Source organism: Bibersteinia trehalosi USDA-ARS-USMARC-188, assembly GCF_000521725.1.
GTDB lineage: Bacteria > Pseudomonadota > Gammaproteobacteria > Enterobacterales > Pasteurellaceae > Bibersteinia > Bibersteinia trehalosi.
On sequence record NZ_CP006954.1, the window covers coordinates 1,468,349 to 1,486,726 of the forward strand.

An 18,378-nucleotide genomic window follows, 5' to 3' on the forward strand; every position below is an offset into this window, starting at 1 on the left:
AATTTTCTGTTATTTTACCCGCTTGCTCTCTCTGCGCCAAACGCGAGAAGAGGAAAGCCATTCAAAACTTGACCGATACTACTTTGCTAGCGCCAACATCTCTTGAGCATTAGCCAATACAGCATCAGTAATACAACTGCCACCAAGCAAACGCGCTAGTGCATTCACGCGTTCAACCTCTGTAAGGAGTGTCATTTGTGTTTCAGTTTGGTTATTTTCTACAAATTTCTGGACATTAAAATGATGGTGGCCATGGCTGGCAACTTGCGGTAAGTGCGTTACACAAAGTACTTGGCACTTTTTACCCAGCTGACGCAGCAATTGTCCAACCACTGTTGCTGTTGGTCCACTAATGCCAACATCCACTTCATCAAAAATAATAGTTGGAGTAGAAAGCTTGTTTGCAGTTAAAACTTGCACGGCAAGTGAGATTCGAGAAAGCTCACCACCCGATGCAATTTTTGCCAGCGGCTGTGCGCTTTGCCCCAAATTACTGCGTAGGTTAAATTCCACACAATCTGCGCCATTTGGCGAAAGTTTTTCTAGATTATGCTGAATATCAATAAAAAATTCTCCGTTTTCCATCGCCAGTTGCTTAATTTGCTCTGTGACTTTTTTCGCAAGTTTTTGCCCCGCCGCTTGGCGTTTTTGATAAATATCATCTGCAAGTTCAACACAACGTTGGTGAGCTGCTTTTTCATCTAAGATCAGTTGCTCTTCGTTTCCTTCAAAATCAAGTAGTTGTTGTAGCTCAACTTTCAGCGTTTTATGCTGTTTCCATAATTCCTGTGGCTGAACATGATGCTTACGTGCCAGTTGCATTGTTGTGCTAATCCGCTCATCTAGCTCATTCAACAATTCAGGATCTTGCTCAATATTTGTTGCAATTTGTGCAATTTCCGAACTTGCTTCCTGTATTTGAATAAGTGCATCATTGAGCATATCTAATGCAGATTGATAACTTGTATCTAGCTCAACCAGCTCTTCTAACTCTCGAATGGTACGATAAAGCATGGAATCAATATTCAAATCATTATCGCTCAAACTGCCAATCACAGATTGCGATAATGCCGTTAGCTGTTCTGAATTTGCTAATCGACTTTGGTCTTCTTCTAGCTGTTCAAACTCGCCTGCTTTAATCGCAAACTCATCCAATTCATCAACCTGATATTGCAATAGCTGTTTACGCGCTTCATTCTCTTTGCATTGTTGATGAAAATTTTTAACCTGCTTGTTTAGCTTTTTCCACACGTGATATTGTTCTGCCATTTGAGTAAGCAAGGTATGGATATCTGCATAATTATCCAATACTTCTAGCTGATATTCACTTTTAAGTAAGAGTTGGGGGGCATGCTGACCATTCAGGTGAATCAAATATTGTCCAAGTTCTCTTAATTGTGAAGCAGGAATTGGGCGATTATTCACAAAAGCTTTTGAACGTCCTTCAAGATTAATCATACGCCGTAAAATACATTCAGATGGATTATCTTCATCAAGCAATTCATGCTCAGCTAGCCAGAGATAAGCGGGGCTAGTTGGCTGCATCGAGAAAGTAGCCGTGATATCCGCTTTGTCTGCACCGTTACGAATCATTGAACTTTCTGAACGGTAACCAAGACATAAGCCGAGTGCATCAATTGCAATAGATTTCCCTGCACCAGTTTCACCGGTAATCACCGACATTCCTTCATTGAGCTCAAGGATAAGATGGCGAACAATCGCAAAATTATTGATAGTAAGTTGAGTAAGCATAAAAACTGGATAATAAAACACTGATTAAACATATAGTATAACTGTTTTATTATCCAGTAAAGCACTTTTGCAAAATTTTTATTATTTTCTAGCGCTTGTTTAAAATCCCTTCAGCACAAGCAAATGCTGACGACCATGCCCATTGAAAATTATACCCACCAAGCCAACCGGTGACATCAAGCACTTCACCAATGAAATAAAGCCCTTGTACATTTTTTGCTTCCATCGTTTTTGATGAAATAAAATCCGTATCTACACCTCCTTTCGTTACTTCTGCAGTACGATAGCCTTCTGTACCATTTGGTAAAAATTGCCAGCGATGAATTAATTGCTCAAGGTATTGCAGATCGGCATTAGAAAGCTGTGCGATTACTTGATCGTTTAGCATTTTTTGCGCTAACCACAATTCCACTAATTTTTTCGGTAAATAGCGTGACAAGACTGTTTTTAGCTGTAATTTCGGCGAAGATTGACGAAGTTCTTGCAAAATATCAATAATATTTTCATTCGGTAATAGATCTATTTCAACCATATCTCCCATTTCCCAATAATTGGAAATCTGCAAAATGGCAGGCCCTGAAAGCCCTCGGTGAGTAAAGAGCATCTGGTTACTAAAACTTTTGTGCCTAGTACTGGCTGTAATAGGTAAGGAAACCCCTGATAAATTCGAAAATACTTTATCACTCTCTTTCCACGTAAAAGGCACTAGACTGGCTCTTGGCGGGATAACCGAGATACCAAATTGTTCGGCAATTTTATAACCAAAAGGGCTTGCACCTAATGCCGGCATTGAAAGCCCGCCTGTGGCAATAACAAGATTCTCCGTTTGAAATTGCTCACAAGCGGTTTGAATTTCAAAAAATTTTGCATTTTTTTGGATATTTCCAACCGCTTGGCGCAATAAAATCTCTACGCCACCTTTTTCACATTCCGCCTCTAGCATCTCAACAATCTGTTGCGCACCTTCATCACAAAATAGCTGGCCAAGTTCTTTTTCGTGATAGGTAATGCCATAACTGACCACCAGCGAAATAAAATCCCAGTTGGTATAACGAGAGAGTGCTGATTTTACAAAATGGCGGTTTTGGCTCAAATAATGATTAGAACCTACCTCTAGATTAGTAAAATTACAAAAACCTCCACCCGACATCAAAATTTTACGACCGATCTTTTTGCCATTATCCAACACTAGTACTGATTTACCGCCCTGCCCGAGTTGGGCTGCACAAAATAAGCCTGCTGCCCCTGCTCCGATAACCACTGCATCGTATTGTTTCATATTGTTCCTTTCGATAAAATTCAAATTTTCTGTCTATTTTATACTGATTATGCTCTCACGCCGTTATTTAATTTTAATCAACCTGTTTTATGTGTTGGGCATAGGCTTAAATATCGTGCTATTACGTTTTTTAAGTCAACATATTGAGCCACTTAATAATAATGGAATCCGTTTTTTAGCCGGCGGTATCGTATTGAGCCTGTTTGCTATTTGGCAGTATCCCACACAATTGCGGCTATTGCTTACTCAGCCGAAAAATATACTAATGAGCATACTCGTTGGTCTCATGCTGGCAGCTAATATGTATTTTTGGCTCAAAGGCACTCAATTAACCAATGCCGTAACTGCATCACTATTTGGTGTGCTAGCAATGCCATTTGGCGTATTAATTGCCGCGCTTTTTTATCCAGATGAAAGACAAAAAACCCGCTACAAAGGTTTCTGGTTGGGTTCTGCTTTAACTATTCTCGGGGCTTTAGGCTTTATCTGGTATGGCAACTCCTTAACTATTAGTGAGGGATTCATGCTGGGGGCGCTATTTTTATTTCTCTCAATTTGTATTCGCAACACACAAAACTTAATCGTAAAATCAGCAAGAGCAGTAAGTATGTTTGCCTTTAGCTGCTTTACCTCACTCTCTGCCTCATTTTCAAGTCTATTTTTAAGTATGCAAAATTCGACATTAAGCGAACTCCATTCGCTGCCTGTTTGGCTTATTGTATTACTGATTGCGGCGGGTATTTACGCTGTTTTTGCAGCAATGGCGCTAGCTTTTAATATTATTCAACAACAGGGCTTAATTACCTACCAAGTGCTAGAACTGCTTATCCCCGTCACCACCGCAATTGCGGCGTATTTTATTTTAGGTGAAGCGATTCATTTTATTCAGCTTGTTTTTGCAATCATTGTGATCATTGGAGCAAGTTGTGCCTTAGGTATAATAAAAGTAAGCCGTCATAAAGTAGCGGCCTCAGCAAAATCAGCGTAAAATAACGACATTTTTACTCTCAGAAACAGAATTATGGCATTCACTTCTCCTTTTAATACCATTGCAATTGTGGGTAAACCGCGCCACAACGCGGCTTTTGAAACCCATCTGTCGGTTTATAATTGGCTAAAAGACCATCGTTATAATGTGATGCTTGATGCTCAAGTGGCAAAGATTTGCGATATTCCCCATGGCTACAGTATTGAACAAATTGGAGAGCAAGCAGATTTGGTCATAGTGATTGGGGGCGATGGAAATATGCTTGGCATGGCTCGCCGTCTTGCCAAATATAATGTGCCATTGATCGGGATCAATCGCGGCAATCTAGGTTTTTTAACCGATATTGCTCCGCAAACCGCCTTCGAACAGCTACACAGTTGCCTAAGACGGCAAGAGTTCTTTATTGAAGAACGTTTCTTACTGCAAGCGAAAATTGAACGTAACGGCAAAATTATTGAATCCAACAATGCCTTAAATGAAATTGTGGTACATTCTAGCCAAATCGCCAAAACCATTGATTTTGAAGTCAGTATTGATGGTAAGTTTGCTTTTTCTCAGCGTTCTGATGGTTTAATTATCGCAACACCAACTGGCTCAACCGCATATTCGCTTTCTGCTGGCGGCCCTATTTTAACCCCGAATTTAAATGCGATTGCGCTGGTGCCAATGAATCCACACAGTTTAGCTTCTCGCCCGTTAGTCGTGAGCGGAGACAGTCTGATTTCTCTGCGTTTTGCTCGCTATAATCAGCCTAATTTGATGCTCTCTTGCGATAGCCAAGAACTTTTTCCCTTTGATGTAGATGACCGCATTATTGTGAAAAAAAGCCCTGCTCCGCTGAAATTATTACACTTAAAAGACTATAACTATTTTACAGTGTTAGGTTCCAAGCTTGGCTGGTTAAGCAAATTATTTTAACAAGCGCACGTTTTTGCAAATTTTTTTGCAAATTTTACCGCTTGCCCCTTGAAATCATTTTACACGCCCTTAAATACTCGCTCGTTGCGCCATTTAAAGGGCGTAAAATTTTTAATTATTTAGGAGAAACACAATGAATATTCGTCCTTTACACGACAAAGTGATCTTAAAACGTGAAGAAATTGAAACTAAATCTGCAGGCGGTATCGTTTTAACCGGCTCAGCAGCGCAAAAATCTAACCGTGGTAAAGTATTAGCGGTGGGTAATGGCCGCACATTGGATAATGGCACTGTATTACCATTAAATGTAAAAGTGGGTGATGTGGTAATCTTCAATGATTTCGCTGCCAAAGAAGAAAAAATTGATGGCGAAACCGTGTTGATTATTTCAGAAGATAACATTTTAGCGATTGTAGAATAATAAGCATTCATCCCCTCTCCCTGATTTTCGTTTCTGAACGAAACAAAAATCTATCCCTCCCCCCATTGGGGGGAGGGGGAGAAAGCCAAAGGATTTCGGAGGGAGAGGGGAAAATTAAATTCAAAATAAGGAACAAAAAAATGGCAGCAAAAGACGTTAAATTTGGCAATGATGCTCGTGTAAAAATGTTAAACGGCGTGAACATTCTTGCAGACGCAGTAAAAGTGACACTTGGTCCAAAAGGCCGTAACGTGGTATTAGATAAATCTTTCGGCGCACCAACTATCACCAAAGACGGTGTATCTGTGGCTCGTGAAATTGAGTTAGAAGATAAATTTGAAAATATGGGCGCACAAATGGTGAAAGAAGTTGCCAGCAAAGCAAACGATGCAGCTGGCGATGGTACCACCACTGCAACTGTGCTTGCACAAGCTATCGTAAACGAAGGCTTAAAAGCAGTTGCCGCAGGTATGAATCCAATGGATTTAAAACGTGGGATTGATAAAGCAGTATCAGCGGTTGTGGAAGAGTTAAAAGCGATTTCTAAACCATGCGAAAGCTCAAAAGAGATTGAGCAAGTCGGTACAATTTCCGCAAACTCTGATGAAACTGTGGGTAAATTGATTGCTCAAGCGATGGAGAAAGTGGGCAAAGAAGGTGTGATTACCGTTGAAGATGGTACAGGCTTAGAAGATGCATTAGATGTGGTTGAAGGTATGCAATTTGACCGTGGTTATCTTTCTCCGTATTTCATCAACAAACCTGAAAATGGCACAGTGGAATTAGAAAATCCATATATTTTATTAGTAGATAAAAAAATCTCTAACATTCGTGAAGTATTAGCGGTGTTAGAAGCGGTAGCAAAAGCAGGTAAACCATTACTTATTATCGCAGAAGATATTGAAGGCGAAGCATTAGCAACCTTAGTGGTGAATACGATGCGTGGTATCGTGAAAGTGGCTGCGGTGAAAGCACCAGGCTTTGGTGATCGCCGTAAAGCAATGTTACAAGATATTGCGATTTTAACCGCAGGTACCGTAATTTCTGAAGAGATCGGTATGGAGCTTGAAAAAGCAACCCTTGAAGAGCTAGGTCAAGCAAAACGTGTAGTGATCAGCAAAGACAATACCACTATCATTGATGGTATCGGTGATGAAGCACAAATTAAAGGTCGTATTGCCCAAATTCGCCAACAAATTGAAGATTCAACCTCTGACTACGACAAAGAGAAATTGCAAGAGCGTGTAGCAAAACTTGCTGGCGGTGTGGCGGTAATCAAAGTTGGTGCTGCAACCGAAGTGGAAATGAAAGAGAAAAAAGACCGTGTTGATGATGCCCTTCACGCAACTCGTGCCGCAGTAGAAGAAGGTATCGTCCCTGGTGGTGGTGTGGCATTAGTGCGTGCAGCAACCAAAGTCGCTCAAACATTAAAAGGCGACAACGAAGAGCAAAATGTGGGGATCAAATTAGCCCTTCGTGCAATGGAAGCTCCACTTCGTCAAATCGTGACCAATGCGGGTGAAGAAGCGTCAGTTGTGGCTCGCAACGTCAAAGACGGTAGCGGTAACTACGGCTATAATGCAGGTACAGAGCAATATGGCGATATGTTAGAAATGGGTATCTTAGATCCAACCAAAGTAACTCGTTCTGCATTACAGTTCGCCGCTTCTATCGCAGGCTTGATGATCACCACTGAATGTATGATCACCGACCTACCAAAAGATGAAAAAGCAGACCTTGCTGCTGGTATGGGCGGTATGGGTGGAATGGGTGGAATGATGTAATTCCCTTTTACCCTCTAAACAAAATGCCACGAGATTAAATCTCGTGGCATTTTTTAGCTCAATTTAAATGGAACAATACGTTGCTCAATATGCCTATCGCCATTAATTTGTTTCATTAACATTTCAACCGCCCAGTGACCAGCGGTCTGATAACCAAAGTCTAAACAAATCATATCAGGTATAAGATATTGCAGCAGCTCATTTTTGCCAATACAAGCAAGCGGGACTTTTTGTTCATTTTTTTGCAAAAATTTTAATGCCCCTATAGCTAAGCTACTACTCGCACATACAATGGCATCCACTTCTTGCTCAAATAATTTTGTAATATTCTGATAGCCACTTTCTGCGCTTAACTCACCTAGGACGGAATTGCTCTCCATACAATGCTTTTGACAAAAACGTTGATAGCTTGCATTACGCAATTTTCCAGTTGTTTCATCATTCGCATTGACACCAAGGTAACCGATATGACGATACCCCTTTTGATAAAATTCAGTAAGTAAATAACTTACCGCATTCTCATCGTCATATAAAATTGCCGAGTAACCAGGATACTGCCTTGCAATTGTTACAAGACTCGATTTCCACAATTTTAACGCATCCTGGTTTAGCCCTGAAAAACCAAATAATATTACACCATCCACTTGTCTTTGCCGAAATACTTGTAAATGACGCTTAACTAACTCTTCTTGAAACTGGCTCTCGACAATCAGGGGGGTAATATTCTGTAAATGTAACTCTTGTAGAATCTTACTCAACGTTTGAGATTCAGAAGTTGAATTCAAGCGAGTCACAATAATACCCACCACGCGTTCTGAAATACCACGCATAGCGCGTGCACTACGGTTAGGCTGAAATCCTAGTCGATCAATAGTTTCTTGCACGCGTAGGCGAGTTTCCTCTTTCACATTTGGATCTTTATTCAAAACTCGTGAAACTGTTGATTTCCCAACTTTACAAATCTGGGCTATATCGTTAATGGTATATTTCATTTGTCATTAATATTCAAAGGCGCATCAAATGGTGGCAATATCTCAATCTCAGGATTAGGATACTTTGTATCTGAATGTTGCTCGCTCCCTTTCGTATCCTGATTATTTTCAATTAGACTATGGTGAATCATTTCTGATGACACAACATTTGTCTCCAAAACCAGACTCTCTGGCACAATTGCGTTTTCCTTCGTTTCAACCGGAGCTGAAACTAACGTTTTTGGCACATCTTTTAATAAAGTACGTCCAATTTCAACTCGCGGATCTAGCCAAACAGATACCACCGCATTATTAAAGTCTTGATTAAACTCTTCTGGAATAACTTGATCATTTAAAATGAAATAACCACGATCTTCCAAGGCTATGTAGCTTAGCCGGTCATCAGTACGAATATTCGGCATAATTTTTCTTAAACGTTCAACAACACTGTCTTGTTCAGGCAATGTAATACCAAGGTTTGACCAAGAACGTGCCAGAGAAATTGCAAAATCACGTCCTTCCACAGGCTTAGCATATTTTAACGTCAGCATAAGTGGGCGAGAGCCCTCTACATATCCCCCATCCTCTGAAAAAAGGGCGATATTATAGATCTTAAAAGGCCCCCAGATATAATCTGCATCACTTATCTTTAGCCATTGTGCAACCGACTGTGCTGAAAGAAAAACAGAGAGCAAAATAAAAAAACGACGTATCATTCTATTCACATAATACAAAGCAAAATATGTACATTATAGCGCTAAAACAAAATAATCCCCATGCAATAAAGAATAAATTGTGATCGAGTTCAAAAATTTAATATTTTATACTTATGCAATGAAGTGAAAATGTTAATATTATTAACGGAATTTAACCATGAAGGAGTAACTATGTTTCCTGAATATCGTGATTTAATCACACAATTAAAAACTAAAGACGCTCATTTCGCCAAACTGTTTGATAAACACAACGAACTCGATCAACAGATTAAGAATATGGAAGCACAGATTGAACTTGCAACAGCAGCTGAGATTGAGGTTCTCAAGAAAGAGAAGTTGCAATTAAAAGATGAACTGTATGCTATTTTGAAGAAAAAATCTGACTAGCTGACAAACAAAAAACCCGACATAACGTCGGGTTTTCTATGAATTATTCAGCAGTAACGTTAATTGTTACAACTGCATTCACTTCTGGGTGTAAGTGTAATTTCACTTCGTGTTCACCGATAGTACGTAACGCACCTTCGCCTAAACGAACTTCAGATTTAACCACTTCAACACCTGCTGCTGATACTGCATCTGCAATATCACGAGCACCAACAGAACCGAATAAACGACCGTCATCACCTGCTTTTGAAGTGATAACAACTGCTGCTAAGTTAGCAATTGCTGCTGCACGAGCTGACGCAGCTGCTAATGCTTCTGCGGCTTTCGCTTCTAATTCTGCACGACGAGCTTCAAAGTGAGCAATGTTTGCTGCAGTTGCCATAACTGCTTTACCTTGTGGGATTAAGAAGTTACGAGCAAAACCTGCTTTAACAGTTACTTGATCGCCCACAGTACCTAAGTGAGCTACTTTATCTAATAAAATTACTTGCATTGTACTCTCTCCTGATTATTGGTGGTTATCAGTGTATGGAAGTAACGCAAGGTAGCGTGCACGTTTGATTGCACGAGCTAATTGACGTTGATACTTCGCACGAGTACCAGTGATACGGCTTGGAACAATTTTGCCGCTCTCAGAAATGTAGTTCTTTAATGTCGCGATGTCTTTGTAATCGATTTCAACAACATTTTCCGCTGTGAAACGGCAGAACTTACGACGACGGAAATAACGTGCCATTTGGCTTCTCCTAATCTATAAATTCAATCTGTTCGGTGTGTAACACTAATTGGTTTAAACCATTAAAATCTTTGTGAGTGTGGATAAATCCTTTCACTCGTACTTTCACACCGACTGTTAATTGTTGGGTTATACCACTAAATTGATTGCCTGCCAAAACCACTTGGATTTTGCACCACGCTTGGCGTTCTAAATTCACTTCTTGCTGTTTAGAACGATGTTCTAAATAAAACGAATAAGTGGGAATACCAATCGGGCTTCGGCTCTGTTTAATACTTGTAGCAACTGTGCCACTTAGGATTAAACAGTTATCAATCGGCGAATTATTCGCCTGCTTCTTCTGTTGCAACTTCTGCAACCACTTCTGCTGCTTTACGCTCTTCTTTAGCTTTTGCCATTGGAGATGCTTCGGTTACTGCAGCTTTAGTGTGAACGATTAAGTTACGAAGAACCGCATCGTTATAACGGAAGTTAGTTTCTAACTCATCGATTACGCTTTGTGGCGCTTCTACATTCATTAACACATAGTGTGCTTTGTGAAGTTTGTTGATTGGGTATGCTAATTGACGACGACCCCAATCTTCTAAACGGTGTACCTGACCGCCTGCTTCTTTAACCGCAGCAGTATAACGTTCGATCATACCTGGTACTTGTTCGCTTTGGTCCGGGTGAACCATAAAAACGATTTCGTAGTGACGCATTATTGATCCTTACGGGTTAATAGCCCCCAACATGCCAGTCACCAGCTTTGGAAGCAAGGATTAAAAGGAAAAATGTGACTGAAGGCACGCATTATACGCAGCCAAAAACTTTTTGCAATCAAAAAATAAACAAGCGGGTAATTTTGCAAAATTTTTTACAAAACTAACCGCTTGCTAGAAGTATTTATTAGCTAAGCAAACCTAACTGCCACAAGATAAACAACAGGGTGAAGCCTGTGAGATAAATCAAACCTATAATCGCTAACCAGAATAGCCCACCTTGTACTTTATGCTCGCCTTTTAAAACCAACGATAAGTTCAACCATGCAAAAATTGGTGTGGAAACAAATGAAGCAATCATGGCAAATTTAAGCATTGCAGCAACATCACTCATAAAAAAAGCAATCACAATTAAGCCTGAGGCCGCTGCAAAAGTGTACCAAATGTTTAATTGACGAACGGGGGTTTCTGCTTTATTGCTTAATAAACGTAATGCCTCTGCATTAGCACGAGAATAGCCATCGATGACAGTAATTGTTGTACCAAACATACACATAAAGGCAATTAATGCAATCAATAAACGAGACCAATCCCCAATTGCATAAGCATACATATTAATCAGTTGAGCAATATATTTTACGCCAGCTTGCTCCACCTGCTCGCCTGTGCCATATTGAATCAATGCTCCTAATGCTAAGAACACCAATGCTAATAATGCTGTGCCAATAAAACCTACATTAAAATCAAATAAGCCATCTTGATAGCTCACTTTTTGAATACGGCGTTTTGCCACCGACCACATCGAAGTAATTGCGGAAATCTCAATTGGCGCAGGCATCCACCCCATTAGCGCAACAATAAAACCTAGCGAAGCTAAATTCCACGGCGATGGATCAATAAAATCAGGCGCCCGAACTGAACCTTTAAAGGCCGCAATGATCACGGCTGTTACGGTAGAAATGGTCAATGCGATCATGATCCATTTTGAAAGGCGATCTAAAAAACGGTATTGCCCAAGCAAAATCATTCCCCAAGTAAGCGCGATAATCACCGTGCTTGCCACAGGAATACTCAAACCGAGATCAGGCATCAAGAAACTTAAAATCGCGGCAGTAACAATTCCTACTCCTGCGGTATTGACAACTGTTGCAAATACATTGAGAAAAAAGAAAACCAGTAAATAAAATGTCCCTTTTTCTTTATAACCTTCTAATAATGTTTTATTGGTGGCGAGAGTATACTGCACACCAAAACGGAAAAATGGATATTTGAAAAGATTGGCTAGAATAATGATGATAGCCAACTGCCACCCATAAATTGCACCAGATTGGGTTGAAGCAATAATGTGTGATCCTCCAACTGCGGCAGATGCCATTAAAATCCCTGGCCCCACCGCGGCAAATTTGCTTGCCCATGAAGAAGCTGATTCTACTTGTTGTGTCATATCTATTCCTGTTTATTTGTTAAAAATCTGTATAAGTTTACTCATAAATAGAAAATAATCTCAACCCCAAGATAAAAATAAAATAAAGAAAAACACTAAAAACAGCCTATATTTTCACCTTGAGAAAAAATAAAATTTCAATAAAAACACATAATAAAGGATTTAAAACCAAACAAATGACAATTATCACTTTAAAGTAGGGAGAAAGGAGAAAAAAATGGTAGATTGATTTTTTGTAAACAACAGGCGATAAAATAATCTTATCGCCTGCAATTAAGCGCTTATTTTTGAATTAAATAACGCAAAGTTGCGCCATCTTGCTCAATACTTAACATGGTATAGCCGTGATTTTTGGCATCAACGGGAATGTTATTGATAGATTGTGCGCAGTCACTTAACACCTCTAAAATTTCCCCTTCTTTTAAAGTAGGCATAATTTCAAGGGTTGCAATTGCAGGATAGGGGCAAGGTTCACCTAGCATATCTAGCGTATAATCTGGGGTGATTTCAGAAGGGTGTTTATCTAATTGTTGAACAACAGTCATCACCATAATCTTTTCCTCTTTATGTTATGTAAATATGAATTAGCAACCGCAAGATGGGGTATTACGATTCTGTTTCGCTTTGGCAATAAAGCGTTTTTCCCACCAAATGATAAAAATTAAGCAAGCAATCATTAAGCCATAGTTAATCAACAGCCCACCAATATCGCCAAAGGATTTTAGTAGATTGATTTTGTCATAATCTAAGGCGAGTGTTGGTGCTAGCTTGTCCCACCAGGCTGCCAGTATTGTTGAGCCAATAACATTACCTAATCCCACCCACCAAAAATGGACTTGACCTTCCATTGCTCGGTACATCCAGCCAGTTTCACAGCCTCCTGCCAACACAATTCCAAAACCAAAAAGTAAACCACCTAAAATGGCATTCGGGCCTGCCCACATAATTTTCGGATTAGCACCCATTTGAATGTAGCTAAATACGCAGATTGTGCCGATAAGCATACCGTAGATAATCACTTTGCCCATATAAGCACGTCCAGTTGCCCAGAGATCACGAAATGCGGAAGTAAAACAAATTTGTGCACGTTCAATTAACAAGCCAAAGCCCAAGCCAAATAACATGGCAAAACCCAGCTTGATACTCACCGCTTGCATCACATAAATTGAAGCAACTGCCCAAAGCACAAAAATTAACATACCAAACCAAAAACGGCGTTGAGCTTGCTTAGGATCGGTTTTTTCCACTTTCCCTGCCCCTTTTTTTAATTTAAGCGGTGGACGGAAAATAGGAAGTAACGTAACTTTTACGCCGATATAAGAGCCAATTGCAGTGGTAACGGTAAAAAACCAAGCGTGCATTGAGAATTGAGGAATGCCGGTAAATAGCGAAGCAAGATTACAGCCCATTGCGAGTCTTGCACCAAAGCCAGCAAGAATACCGCCAATCACCGCTTGCACAATACGGATTTTATTTTGGGGCAGACGAATTTTCATATTGTTTGCCCAAAGTGCGGCGGCAATACAGCCTGCAAGCATTCCTAAAATCATCAAGCCGTCAATGCGAGTAAAGATATTTCCTTCTAAGCCGATAATTTTAAAATAACCCCAGTCAGAAATATCCACGCCAATGGCTTGCAAAAAATGCCCGCCCCAACGCGTAAATTCCCCCGTTACCGCCCAATATGTGCCGGTTAATCCAAAATAATATGCTGATAGAATCCCCGCGGCTATTACAGCAGCAGTTGGATTCCAGAATTTGATAAGATAGTCTTGTTTAAATTGAAGCCAAATCTCTTTCATAAAAATGCCTTATAAACCTTATAAAGGAGGATGAAAAGAAATTTGCAAGAGAGGTATAACAATGAAAATTAGAAATTTGTTCATTTCCTATACACAAAACTTGCGATATAACGAAATGCAAAAATGCGGTAAAGATTTTACTGCGAGATATTCATTTTGTAAAATTTTTGTGAAATTGGCTAACTTAGCTAACTAAAGTTAAATATTACTTTCTAGAATCTTAATTCTAATTGCTAATCTCTTGTCTATCAGAGAACTAAAAATAGGCAATTTACCTACAAAAAATGGGGGAAAGTGAGTTTTTCAAGCCGTATGCTTAATACTCGTTAATACTACATCATGCCTACTCTTCATAAATTTATTTGTTCTTCTGGAGTTCCTTTTAAAAAATGATCTGATCTAGCAAGCTTAAGCTCTCCTTTTTTAATAAACTCAAGCATAAAATCTAGAAACATTTCTTTTACATCAGGGTTTTCATATATGCTTCCAACATAATATTGAAAGATAGAAAAAAAACCTGATAAAGTCATTCCCTTACCCTCATCTAAAATAATACTTTTTAATTTATTATTCATAAAAACAACTCCATAATCATTGAAATTTTAACTCAATAGTTCTTTTTCCTTTAGACTGTATATCTATATTCCATATAGAACCACTTTTCACAGAACTTTCAGAAAAATTTCTTAATATTATTTGTTCTCCATTAGAAGTTATAACCGTATAGCGTAGTGCTTTTTTCCCATTTAATTTAGTATATTTTTCATTCTCTACTGAGGTTAGTAATTTATTCACCCCTCCCAATCTCATAAACAATGCTTTAACCTCTTTTTCCGATACGCCTTTATAAACCCCTACTACTCGATTAAGTCCATTCTTCATACCCATCAGGATAAATCCATACTGCTCCAGCTGGAGCTTTAATAATCCACCATAAACTATCGATATCTTTTTCTGCTACTTCAGGATCATATTCTGTAGGCCAAGCATTCTTTAAAACATCTGCTTGCTCTTCAGGTGTTCCTTCTAAAAATTTACCACCAGAAGCTAATTTCAACTCTCCATCACTAATTAACTCAACTAAGAATGAAAAAAATTTTTCCTTGACATTCGGGTTTTCATATATACTTCCAAAGTATCTCTGAAATTCGAGAAATAAAGCTCCTAAAACTAAACCTCTTGAATACTCTAATATTTGTTCTTTTATTTCTTTGTTCATATCATTATCCTCATTGGAATTTAATCTCAATATTATGTGTAGATTTTGAATCTATTTGTATAGTCCACTTCGCTTTTGTTTCTTTTTCACTAGAAGAAAAATTTCTAAGTGTGATACTATCCCCATCTTTTGTTTTGATGTTATAAAACGCACCTTTCTTGCCTGATTTCAATTCTTTATATTTTACTTCAGGCAATTTATTAACCCCACTCAATCTCATAAACAATGCTTTAACCTCTTTTTCCGATACGCCTTTATAAACAGCTGCTCCTCGACTGAGTTCTTCTATCGGATTAACAACCCTATTCGATAGTGGCAAAACTAAGTTTTTCATTCGTCTATCATCATTTAATTGCTCTCTTATATTTTTTAATACATCAATGTCGTAATAACTTTTCGTTATTCTTTCCATTTCTCGTGGAGAAAGTTTTTTAGAATTCCCTGCAATATTTCTTAAATTTGCAACACCTGTTCCAGCCATTGTCACATTCACAATTTTCATTGTGCCAATCAGCTGTTTTTGGGTATTGTCGTCTAACTTATTCCATTGCTGGCTTACAATATTTCCTGTTTTATCATCTACATAACGGATAACTGCATCAACTTTATTCCCTGCAACACTTAAAGCATTAAGAATAGATTTGGTGGTTTCAGGAGCAGTATCCATTGCAAAACCGACAACAACATCTCCAGCTTTTGCTGCTGTCTGGCTAATAGGATCGTTTCCGTTTCCGATTAAATACAAACCTTCGCTTAAATCGCCATCGCCAACATAATAAGCATAGCCACCACCTGCTAATGCAATCATTACTGGCACAAAAAGCAAATTATTCTTTATCGCCGTTTCCGCTGCGCTGCACTATCTACATCTCCACCCGTAACAGCCGAAACACTACCTACGATCAATTTGGATTTATTAGTGAGGTCTTCTTTCTCTTTCGGCGGTAAAAATGCAGGATCTCTGCCATTCAGCAGCCATTCTCCAACCACTTCCCCAAGTGCCGCCCCTAAAGCTCCGTCTGTACATTTTCCACCTCTGCCAGCAGCTGCACCACAGCTTACTACTGCGTGAACAATCTTGTGTGCACAGTCGATATTAGTTATTGAATTCCATTTGACTTTTAATGCCTGTGATATGTTGAGCGAGCTTAGATGAGTATGATGTTTGCAAGAACGTTGTAAATACTTTATTTCAATAAGTGCAATAGATAAAAAATGAAAGCTGTATAACTATAATGGTTTTAATCATTAAAATAATCAGAATTAATCTCTTTCTTTTTTATTTTAGGGAAATAAATAACATTTGGTGGATTGTATCCCCCAACAACTAATATATCTCCATATTCATTTCTATCAGCAGAATTATATAATATAATAAAATAACCTTTACCTGGTATTTTATTAGAGTTATACATCATATACTTATTTACTAACTCAACATCTAATATTTTCTCTATTCTATTAGGGTAATAACCTTCATTTCTGTAATGTTTCTCCATTAAAGATATAATATAATCTGCTCGTATCTCTATATCTCTCATCTCTTTATGAGAATATAATTTATAAGCAACAACTATGATTAATAAAAAAACAATAAACTTTTTCATAAAAAACAATCCTATTTAGTAAATAATGGTGATGTTGTGTAATTCTTTATCCCTGAATGCTTACCAATATCCTTAGCAGGTAACTGGTGATAATTTGGTGCTTTCTTTGGTTGGGTTGCCTTTAACTCTTTATCAAAATACAATTTAACCTGCTGACCAAGATTTAGACTTGATTTAGGATCAAAGTATTTTGCACCAAAGATAGCACCCTGCTTGTCGCTCACTAAATCTTCGTATTCAAATGCAGAATGTTTAGCCCTTACCATATCTGCGATTTCTTGTACATATCCGTGTGATACTGCTCTATTTATAGCTTTATTCTCAATAGTACTCATTGAAGAATACCGATTAAATGCTACTAACTCTTTCTTTGTATCGTAGGAAACTCCTGCATAAAATAAAAAATGCACCATATCTATCCAACCTGCTTTTTCTGTATAAATATATCTTGCATCTCTAGTATTGAAATACCTAACAAAATCAGGGGATAGCGTTCTATCTACACTTGAAAATTTAATTAAAGTGTCTTCTGCATTTTTTCCTGTTTGCATTCCAACCTTACTTGGAGAATCATTCATTTCCTTAAGAAATTGCTCTATTGTTCCTGCATTTTCCTTATTTACAGTATTAAACTTTACTGCAATATGTGCTGCAGCAACTGACATATTGACATCTTTCCCTAATGCCGCAGCCACACAGCCGACAATCAGCTTCGTTTTATTTATCACTTCGATTTCATCTATCTCATTGCATGTTTTATTCTTAGTGAGTAATTCACCAACTACTTCCCCAAGTGCCGCCCCTAACGCACCATCACTACACTTACCACCCTTACCAACCGCAGCTCCACAACCTGCGACTGCATGGGCAATTTTATGTGCCGCTTCTCTGTACCATTTGTTCGCATCGGCTTGGTTTTTTATGCCTTTGATATTTTTAGCAAGTGTCGCATGAGCAGTGTCGACGAGGGCGTTGTAAATCGCATTCTCTAATGCTTTGGTAAATTTTCCGCCATTGATACCCGCTTGCACGGCAGCGGTGCTGCCCGCTTGAATCAGGTTTTGACTGAATTTATCTGAATAAAGATTTACTATTCATAACTAAGAATTTTAATTACATCACTACGCAAATAACTAAAATAATCGCTCAAACGCTGAAGATTTATAGTTAATAAAACAAGCTCATTATCCACACTCTCATTATTTATTATTTTCAATCTCATTTAATATACTCAAAGTTTCTGACTCAAATTTATCAAATTCCATTTGAAGATCATCACATTGATAATCTGTAACAAAATTTAAAAAGCCATTATCGTTCCTACTTTCATCTAAAAACGACTTGCTTAGATTTTTACTATTAGCAATTTTCAACACTAGATTTCTAGTTTTATTTAAAACAGTGTTCATTTAAACCCTCCTATTTTTTTAGCACTCTATTTTCTGATAAAGCTTTTCTTGTTTTTTATATATTTAATAAAGGTTTGGTTGAGATTTCCACGGTTATTGACTAATGCAGTGGTAGCTTGAGTTGCCAGTGACGTGAATGCCGCATTTGCCATCGTGGCGTAAGAGGTGTTTGTCAGCTGCATAATGCTTGCCCCTGTGCCACTGGTTGCCACTGCCATCGCAAGTGCCACCAGTGCTGCTCCTG

25 protein-coding genes are annotated in these 18,378 nt (G+C 38.6%); 5 read left to right on the forward strand and 20 right to left on the reverse strand.

Features of this window, described 5'->3' with window-relative positions; all coding sequences use genetic code 11:
• Positions 1 to 78 precede the first annotated feature (78 nt).
• Together recN and F542_RS06750 are read right to left on the reverse strand one after the other, a co-directional pair.
• Positions 79 to 1,752 carry a DNA repair protein RecN gene (recN, locus tag F542_RS06745; RefSeq protein ID WP_025267154.1) on the reverse strand — a complete coding sequence of 558 codons (1,674 nt, stop codon included), beginning with the start codon at positions 1,750 to 1,752 and terminating at the stop codon, positions 79 to 81.
• 88 nt (positions 1,753 to 1,840) lie between these two features.
• Entirely contained in the window at positions 1,841 to 3,031 is a 1,191-nt protein-coding gene (locus F542_RS06750) for a BaiN/RdsA family NAD(P)/FAD-dependent oxidoreductase (protein WP_025267155.1), read from the reverse strand.
• Between the two features lie 49 nt (positions 3,032 to 3,080).
• On the opposite strand from F542_RS06750, the gene F542_RS06755 reads away from it, so the two are divergent.
• From F542_RS06755 to groL, 4 genes are all read left to right on the forward strand, one after another.
• Positions 3,081 to 4,019 carry a DMT family transporter gene (locus F542_RS06755; RefSeq protein ID WP_025267156.1) on the forward strand — a complete coding sequence of 313 codons (939 nt, stop codon included), beginning with the start codon at positions 3,081 to 3,083 and terminating at the stop codon, positions 4,017 to 4,019.
• Between the two features lie 33 nt (positions 4,020 to 4,052).
• Positions 4,053 to 4,937: an NAD(+) kinase gene (locus F542_RS06760; RefSeq protein WP_015432247.1), complete on the forward strand. Its 885-nt coding sequence runs from the start codon at positions 4,053 to 4,055 to the stop codon at positions 4,935 to 4,937.
• A gap of 133 nt (positions 4,938 to 5,070) precedes the next feature.
• A complete protein-coding gene (locus F542_RS06765) occupies positions 5,071 to 5,358 on the forward strand; it encodes a co-chaperone GroES (protein ID WP_025267157.1) in 288 nt (95 codons plus the stop codon).
• A gap of 140 nt (positions 5,359 to 5,498) precedes the next feature.
• Complete coding sequence (gene groL / locus F542_RS06770; RefSeq protein ID WP_025267158.1) at positions 5,499 to 7,142, forward strand: chaperonin GroEL; 1,644 nt, start codon at positions 5,499 to 5,501, stop codon at positions 7,140 to 7,142.
• 53 nt (positions 7,143 to 7,195) lie between these two features.
• Here the strand turns inward: groL and F542_RS06775 are convergent, their stop codons facing one another.
• Both F542_RS06775 and F542_RS11220 read right to left on the reverse strand, forming a co-directional pair.
• Entirely contained in the window at positions 7,196 to 8,134 is a 939-nt protein-coding gene (locus F542_RS06775; protein ID WP_015432244.1) for a substrate-binding domain-containing protein, read from the reverse strand.
• The gene (locus F542_RS11220; RefSeq protein ID WP_015432243.1) at positions 8,131 to 8,829 is read right to left on the reverse strand and encodes a hypothetical protein; all 699 of its coding nucleotides are present in this window, start codon (positions 8,827 to 8,829) and stop codon (positions 8,131 to 8,133) included. The genes F542_RS06775 and F542_RS11220 overlap by 4 nt, the downstream gene beginning before the upstream one ends.
• A 171-nt stretch (positions 8,830 to 9,000) precedes the next feature.
• Between F542_RS11220 and F542_RS06785 the strand changes: the two genes are divergently transcribed.
• The gene (locus F542_RS06785) at positions 9,001 to 9,216 is read left to right on the forward strand and encodes a YdcH family protein (protein ID WP_015432242.1); all 216 of its coding nucleotides are present in this window, start codon (positions 9,001 to 9,003) and stop codon (positions 9,214 to 9,216) included.
• A gap of 43 nt (positions 9,217 to 9,259) precedes the next feature.
• On the opposite strand, the gene rplI is transcribed toward F542_RS06785, so the two are convergent.
• From rplI to F542_RS06860, 16 genes are all read right to left on the reverse strand, one after another.
• Entirely contained in the window at positions 9,260 to 9,709 is a 450-nt protein-coding gene (rplI, locus tag F542_RS06790; RefSeq protein ID WP_015432241.1) for a 50S ribosomal protein L9, read from the reverse strand.
• 15 nt (positions 9,710 to 9,724) lie between these two features.
• Positions 9,725 to 9,952 (reverse strand): 30S ribosomal protein S18, encoded by a 228-nt coding sequence (rpsR, locus tag F542_RS06795; RefSeq protein ID WP_005598105.1) that lies wholly within the window; start codon positions 9,950 to 9,952, stop codon positions 9,725 to 9,727.
• A 10-nt stretch (positions 9,953 to 9,962) separates the two neighbouring features.
• The gene (gene priB / locus F542_RS06800; RefSeq protein WP_038443097.1) at positions 9,963 to 10,301 is read right to left on the reverse strand and encodes a primosomal replication protein N; all 339 of its coding nucleotides are present in this window, start codon (positions 10,299 to 10,301) and stop codon (positions 9,963 to 9,965) included.
• On the reverse strand, positions 10,276 to 10,653 hold the full coding sequence (gene rpsF / locus F542_RS06805) for a 30S ribosomal protein S6 (RefSeq protein ID WP_025267160.1): 378 nt from the start codon (positions 10,651 to 10,653) through the stop codon (positions 10,276 to 10,278). Before rpsF ends, priB begins: the two co-directional genes overlap by 26 nt.
• Before the next feature lie 187 nt (positions 10,654 to 10,840).
• Entirely contained in the window at positions 10,841 to 12,097 is a 1,257-nt protein-coding gene (locus tag F542_RS06810; protein WP_015432237.1) for an NRAMP family divalent metal transporter, read from the reverse strand.
• A gap of 281 nt (positions 12,098 to 12,378) precedes the next feature.
• Positions 12,379 to 12,648 (reverse strand): sulfurtransferase-like selenium metabolism protein YedF, encoded by a 270-nt coding sequence (gene yedF / locus F542_RS06815; protein WP_015432236.1) that lies wholly within the window; start codon positions 12,646 to 12,648, stop codon positions 12,379 to 12,381.
• 33 nt (positions 12,649 to 12,681) lie between these two features.
• Positions 12,682 to 13,899, reverse strand: a complete 1,218-nt coding sequence (yedE, locus tag F542_RS06820; RefSeq protein WP_015432235.1) for a selenium metabolism membrane protein YedE/FdhT — start codon at positions 13,897 to 13,899, stop codon at positions 12,682 to 12,684.
• Between the two features lie 350 nt (positions 13,900 to 14,249).
• Positions 14,250 to 14,474 (reverse strand): hypothetical protein, encoded by a 225-nt coding sequence (locus tag F542_RS06825; RefSeq protein ID WP_038445952.1) that lies wholly within the window; start codon positions 14,472 to 14,474, stop codon positions 14,250 to 14,252.
• Between the two features lie 16 nt (positions 14,475 to 14,490).
• Positions 14,491 to 14,787 carry a hypothetical protein gene (locus tag F542_RS06830; RefSeq protein WP_025267161.1) on the reverse strand — a complete coding sequence of 99 codons (297 nt, stop codon included), beginning with the start codon at positions 14,785 to 14,787 and terminating at the stop codon, positions 14,491 to 14,493.
• A complete protein-coding gene (locus F542_RS06835; RefSeq protein WP_025267162.1) occupies positions 14,765 to 15,118 on the reverse strand; it encodes a DUF596 domain-containing protein in 354 nt (117 codons plus the stop codon). Before F542_RS06835 ends, F542_RS06830 begins: the two co-directional genes overlap by 23 nt.
• Before the next feature lie 10 nt (positions 15,119 to 15,128).
• The gene (locus F542_RS10770; protein ID WP_025267163.1) at positions 15,129 to 15,926 is read right to left on the reverse strand and encodes a hypothetical protein; all 798 of its coding nucleotides are present in this window, start codon (positions 15,924 to 15,926) and stop codon (positions 15,129 to 15,131) included.
• A 26-nt stretch (positions 15,927 to 15,952) separates the two neighbouring features.
• Positions 15,953 to 16,108, reverse strand: coding sequence for a VENN motif pre-toxin domain-containing protein (locus F542_RS11225; RefSeq protein ID WP_407636805.1), 156 nt, complete (start codon positions 16,106 to 16,108; stop codon positions 15,953 to 15,955).
• Positions 16,109 to 16,359: 251 nt separating this feature from the next.
• The gene (locus F542_RS06845) at positions 16,360 to 16,725 is read right to left on the reverse strand and encodes a hypothetical protein (protein ID WP_025267164.1); all 366 of its coding nucleotides are present in this window, start codon (positions 16,723 to 16,725) and stop codon (positions 16,360 to 16,362) included.
• Between the two features lie 11 nt (positions 16,726 to 16,736).
• Positions 16,737 to 17,819 (reverse strand): DUF637 domain-containing protein, encoded by a 1,083-nt coding sequence (locus F542_RS11060; RefSeq protein ID WP_197017015.1) that lies wholly within the window; start codon positions 17,817 to 17,819, stop codon positions 16,737 to 16,739.
• Between the two features lie 105 nt (positions 17,820 to 17,924).
• Positions 17,925 to 18,134 (reverse strand): hypothetical protein, encoded by a 210-nt coding sequence (locus F542_RS06855; RefSeq protein ID WP_025267166.1) that lies wholly within the window; start codon positions 18,132 to 18,134, stop codon positions 17,925 to 17,927.
• 26 nt (positions 18,135 to 18,160) lie between these two features.
• Positions 18,161 to 18,364: a DUF637 domain-containing protein gene (locus F542_RS06860; RefSeq protein ID WP_015432230.1), complete on the reverse strand. Its 204-nt coding sequence runs from the start codon at positions 18,362 to 18,364 to the stop codon at positions 18,161 to 18,163.
• Positions 18,365 to 18,378 lie beyond the last annotated feature (14 nt).

What these genes read in the sequence shown, in the direction of transcription:
- F542_RS06750 (WP_025267155.1), bottom strand. Translation starts at nt 3,031, where the DNA reads ATGAAACAATACGATGCAGTGGTTATCGGAGCAGGGGCAGCAGGCTTA.
- F542_RS06855 (WP_025267166.1), bottom strand. Translation starts at nt 18,134, where the DNA reads ATGAACACTGTTTTAAATAAAACTAGAAATCTAGTGTTGAAAATTGCT.
- F542_RS06785 (WP_015432242.1), top strand. Translation starts at nt 9,001, where the DNA reads ATGTTTCCTGAATATCGTGATTTAATCACACAATTAAAAACTAAAGAC.
- rplI (WP_015432241.1), bottom strand. Translation starts at nt 9,709, where the DNA reads ATGCAAGTAATTTTATTAGATAAAGTAGCTCACTTAGGTACTGTGGGC.
- F542_RS06825 (WP_038445952.1), bottom strand. Translation starts at nt 14,474, where the DNA reads ATGAATAATAAATTAAAAAGTATTATTTTAGATGAGGGTAAGGGAATG.
- F542_RS10770 (WP_025267163.1), bottom strand. Translation starts at nt 15,926, where the DNA reads ATGATTGCATTAGCAGGTGGTGGCTATGCTTATTATGTTGGCGATGGC.
- yedF (WP_015432236.1), bottom strand. Translation starts at nt 12,648, where the DNA reads ATGGTGATGACTGTTGTTCAACAATTAGATAAACACCCTTCTGAAATC.
- F542_RS06775 (WP_015432244.1), bottom strand. Translation starts at nt 8,134, where the DNA reads ATGAAATATACCATTAACGATATAGCCCAGATTTGTAAAGTTGGGAAA.
- yedE (WP_015432235.1), bottom strand. Translation starts at nt 13,899, where the DNA reads ATGAAAGAGATTTGGCTTCAATTTAAACAAGACTATCTTATCAAATTC.
- F542_RS06765 (WP_025267157.1), top strand. Translation starts at nt 5,071, where the DNA reads ATGAATATTCGTCCTTTACACGACAAAGTGATCTTAAAACGTGAAGAA.
- recN (WP_025267154.1), bottom strand. Translation starts at nt 1,752, where the DNA reads ATGCTTACTCAACTTACTATCAATAATTTTGCGATTGTTCGCCATCTT.
- F542_RS06760 (WP_015432247.1), top strand. Translation starts at nt 4,053, where the DNA reads ATGGCATTCACTTCTCCTTTTAATACCATTGCAATTGTGGGTAAACCG.
- rpsF (WP_025267160.1), bottom strand. Translation starts at nt 10,653, where the DNA reads ATGCGTCACTACGAAATCGTTTTTATGGTTCACCCGGACCAAAGCGAA.
- rpsR (WP_005598105.1), bottom strand. Translation starts at nt 9,952, where the DNA reads ATGGCACGTTATTTCCGTCGTCGTAAGTTCTGCCGTTTCACAGCGGAA.
- F542_RS06810 (WP_015432237.1), bottom strand. Translation starts at nt 12,097, where the DNA reads ATGACACAACAAGTAGAATCAGCTTCTTCATGGGCAAGCAAATTTGCC.
- F542_RS06830 (WP_025267161.1), bottom strand. Translation starts at nt 14,787, where the DNA reads ATGGGTATGAAGAATGGACTTAATCGAGTAGTAGGGGTTTATAAAGGC.
- groL (WP_025267158.1), top strand. Translation starts at nt 5,499, where the DNA reads ATGGCAGCAAAAGACGTTAAATTTGGCAATGATGCTCGTGTAAAAATG.
- F542_RS11220 (WP_015432243.1), bottom strand. Translation starts at nt 8,829, where the DNA reads ATGATACGTCGTTTTTTTATTTTGCTCTCTGTTTTTCTTTCAGCACAG.
- F542_RS06845 (WP_025267164.1), bottom strand. Translation starts at nt 16,725, where the DNA reads ATGAAAAAGTTTATTGTTTTTTTATTAATCATAGTTGTTGCTTATAAA.
- F542_RS06835 (WP_025267162.1), bottom strand. Translation starts at nt 15,118, where the DNA reads ATGAACAAAGAAATAAAAGAACAAATATTAGAGTATTCAAGAGGTTTA.
- F542_RS06755 (WP_025267156.1), top strand. Translation starts at nt 3,081, where the DNA reads ATGCTCTCACGCCGTTATTTAATTTTAATCAACCTGTTTTATGTGTTG.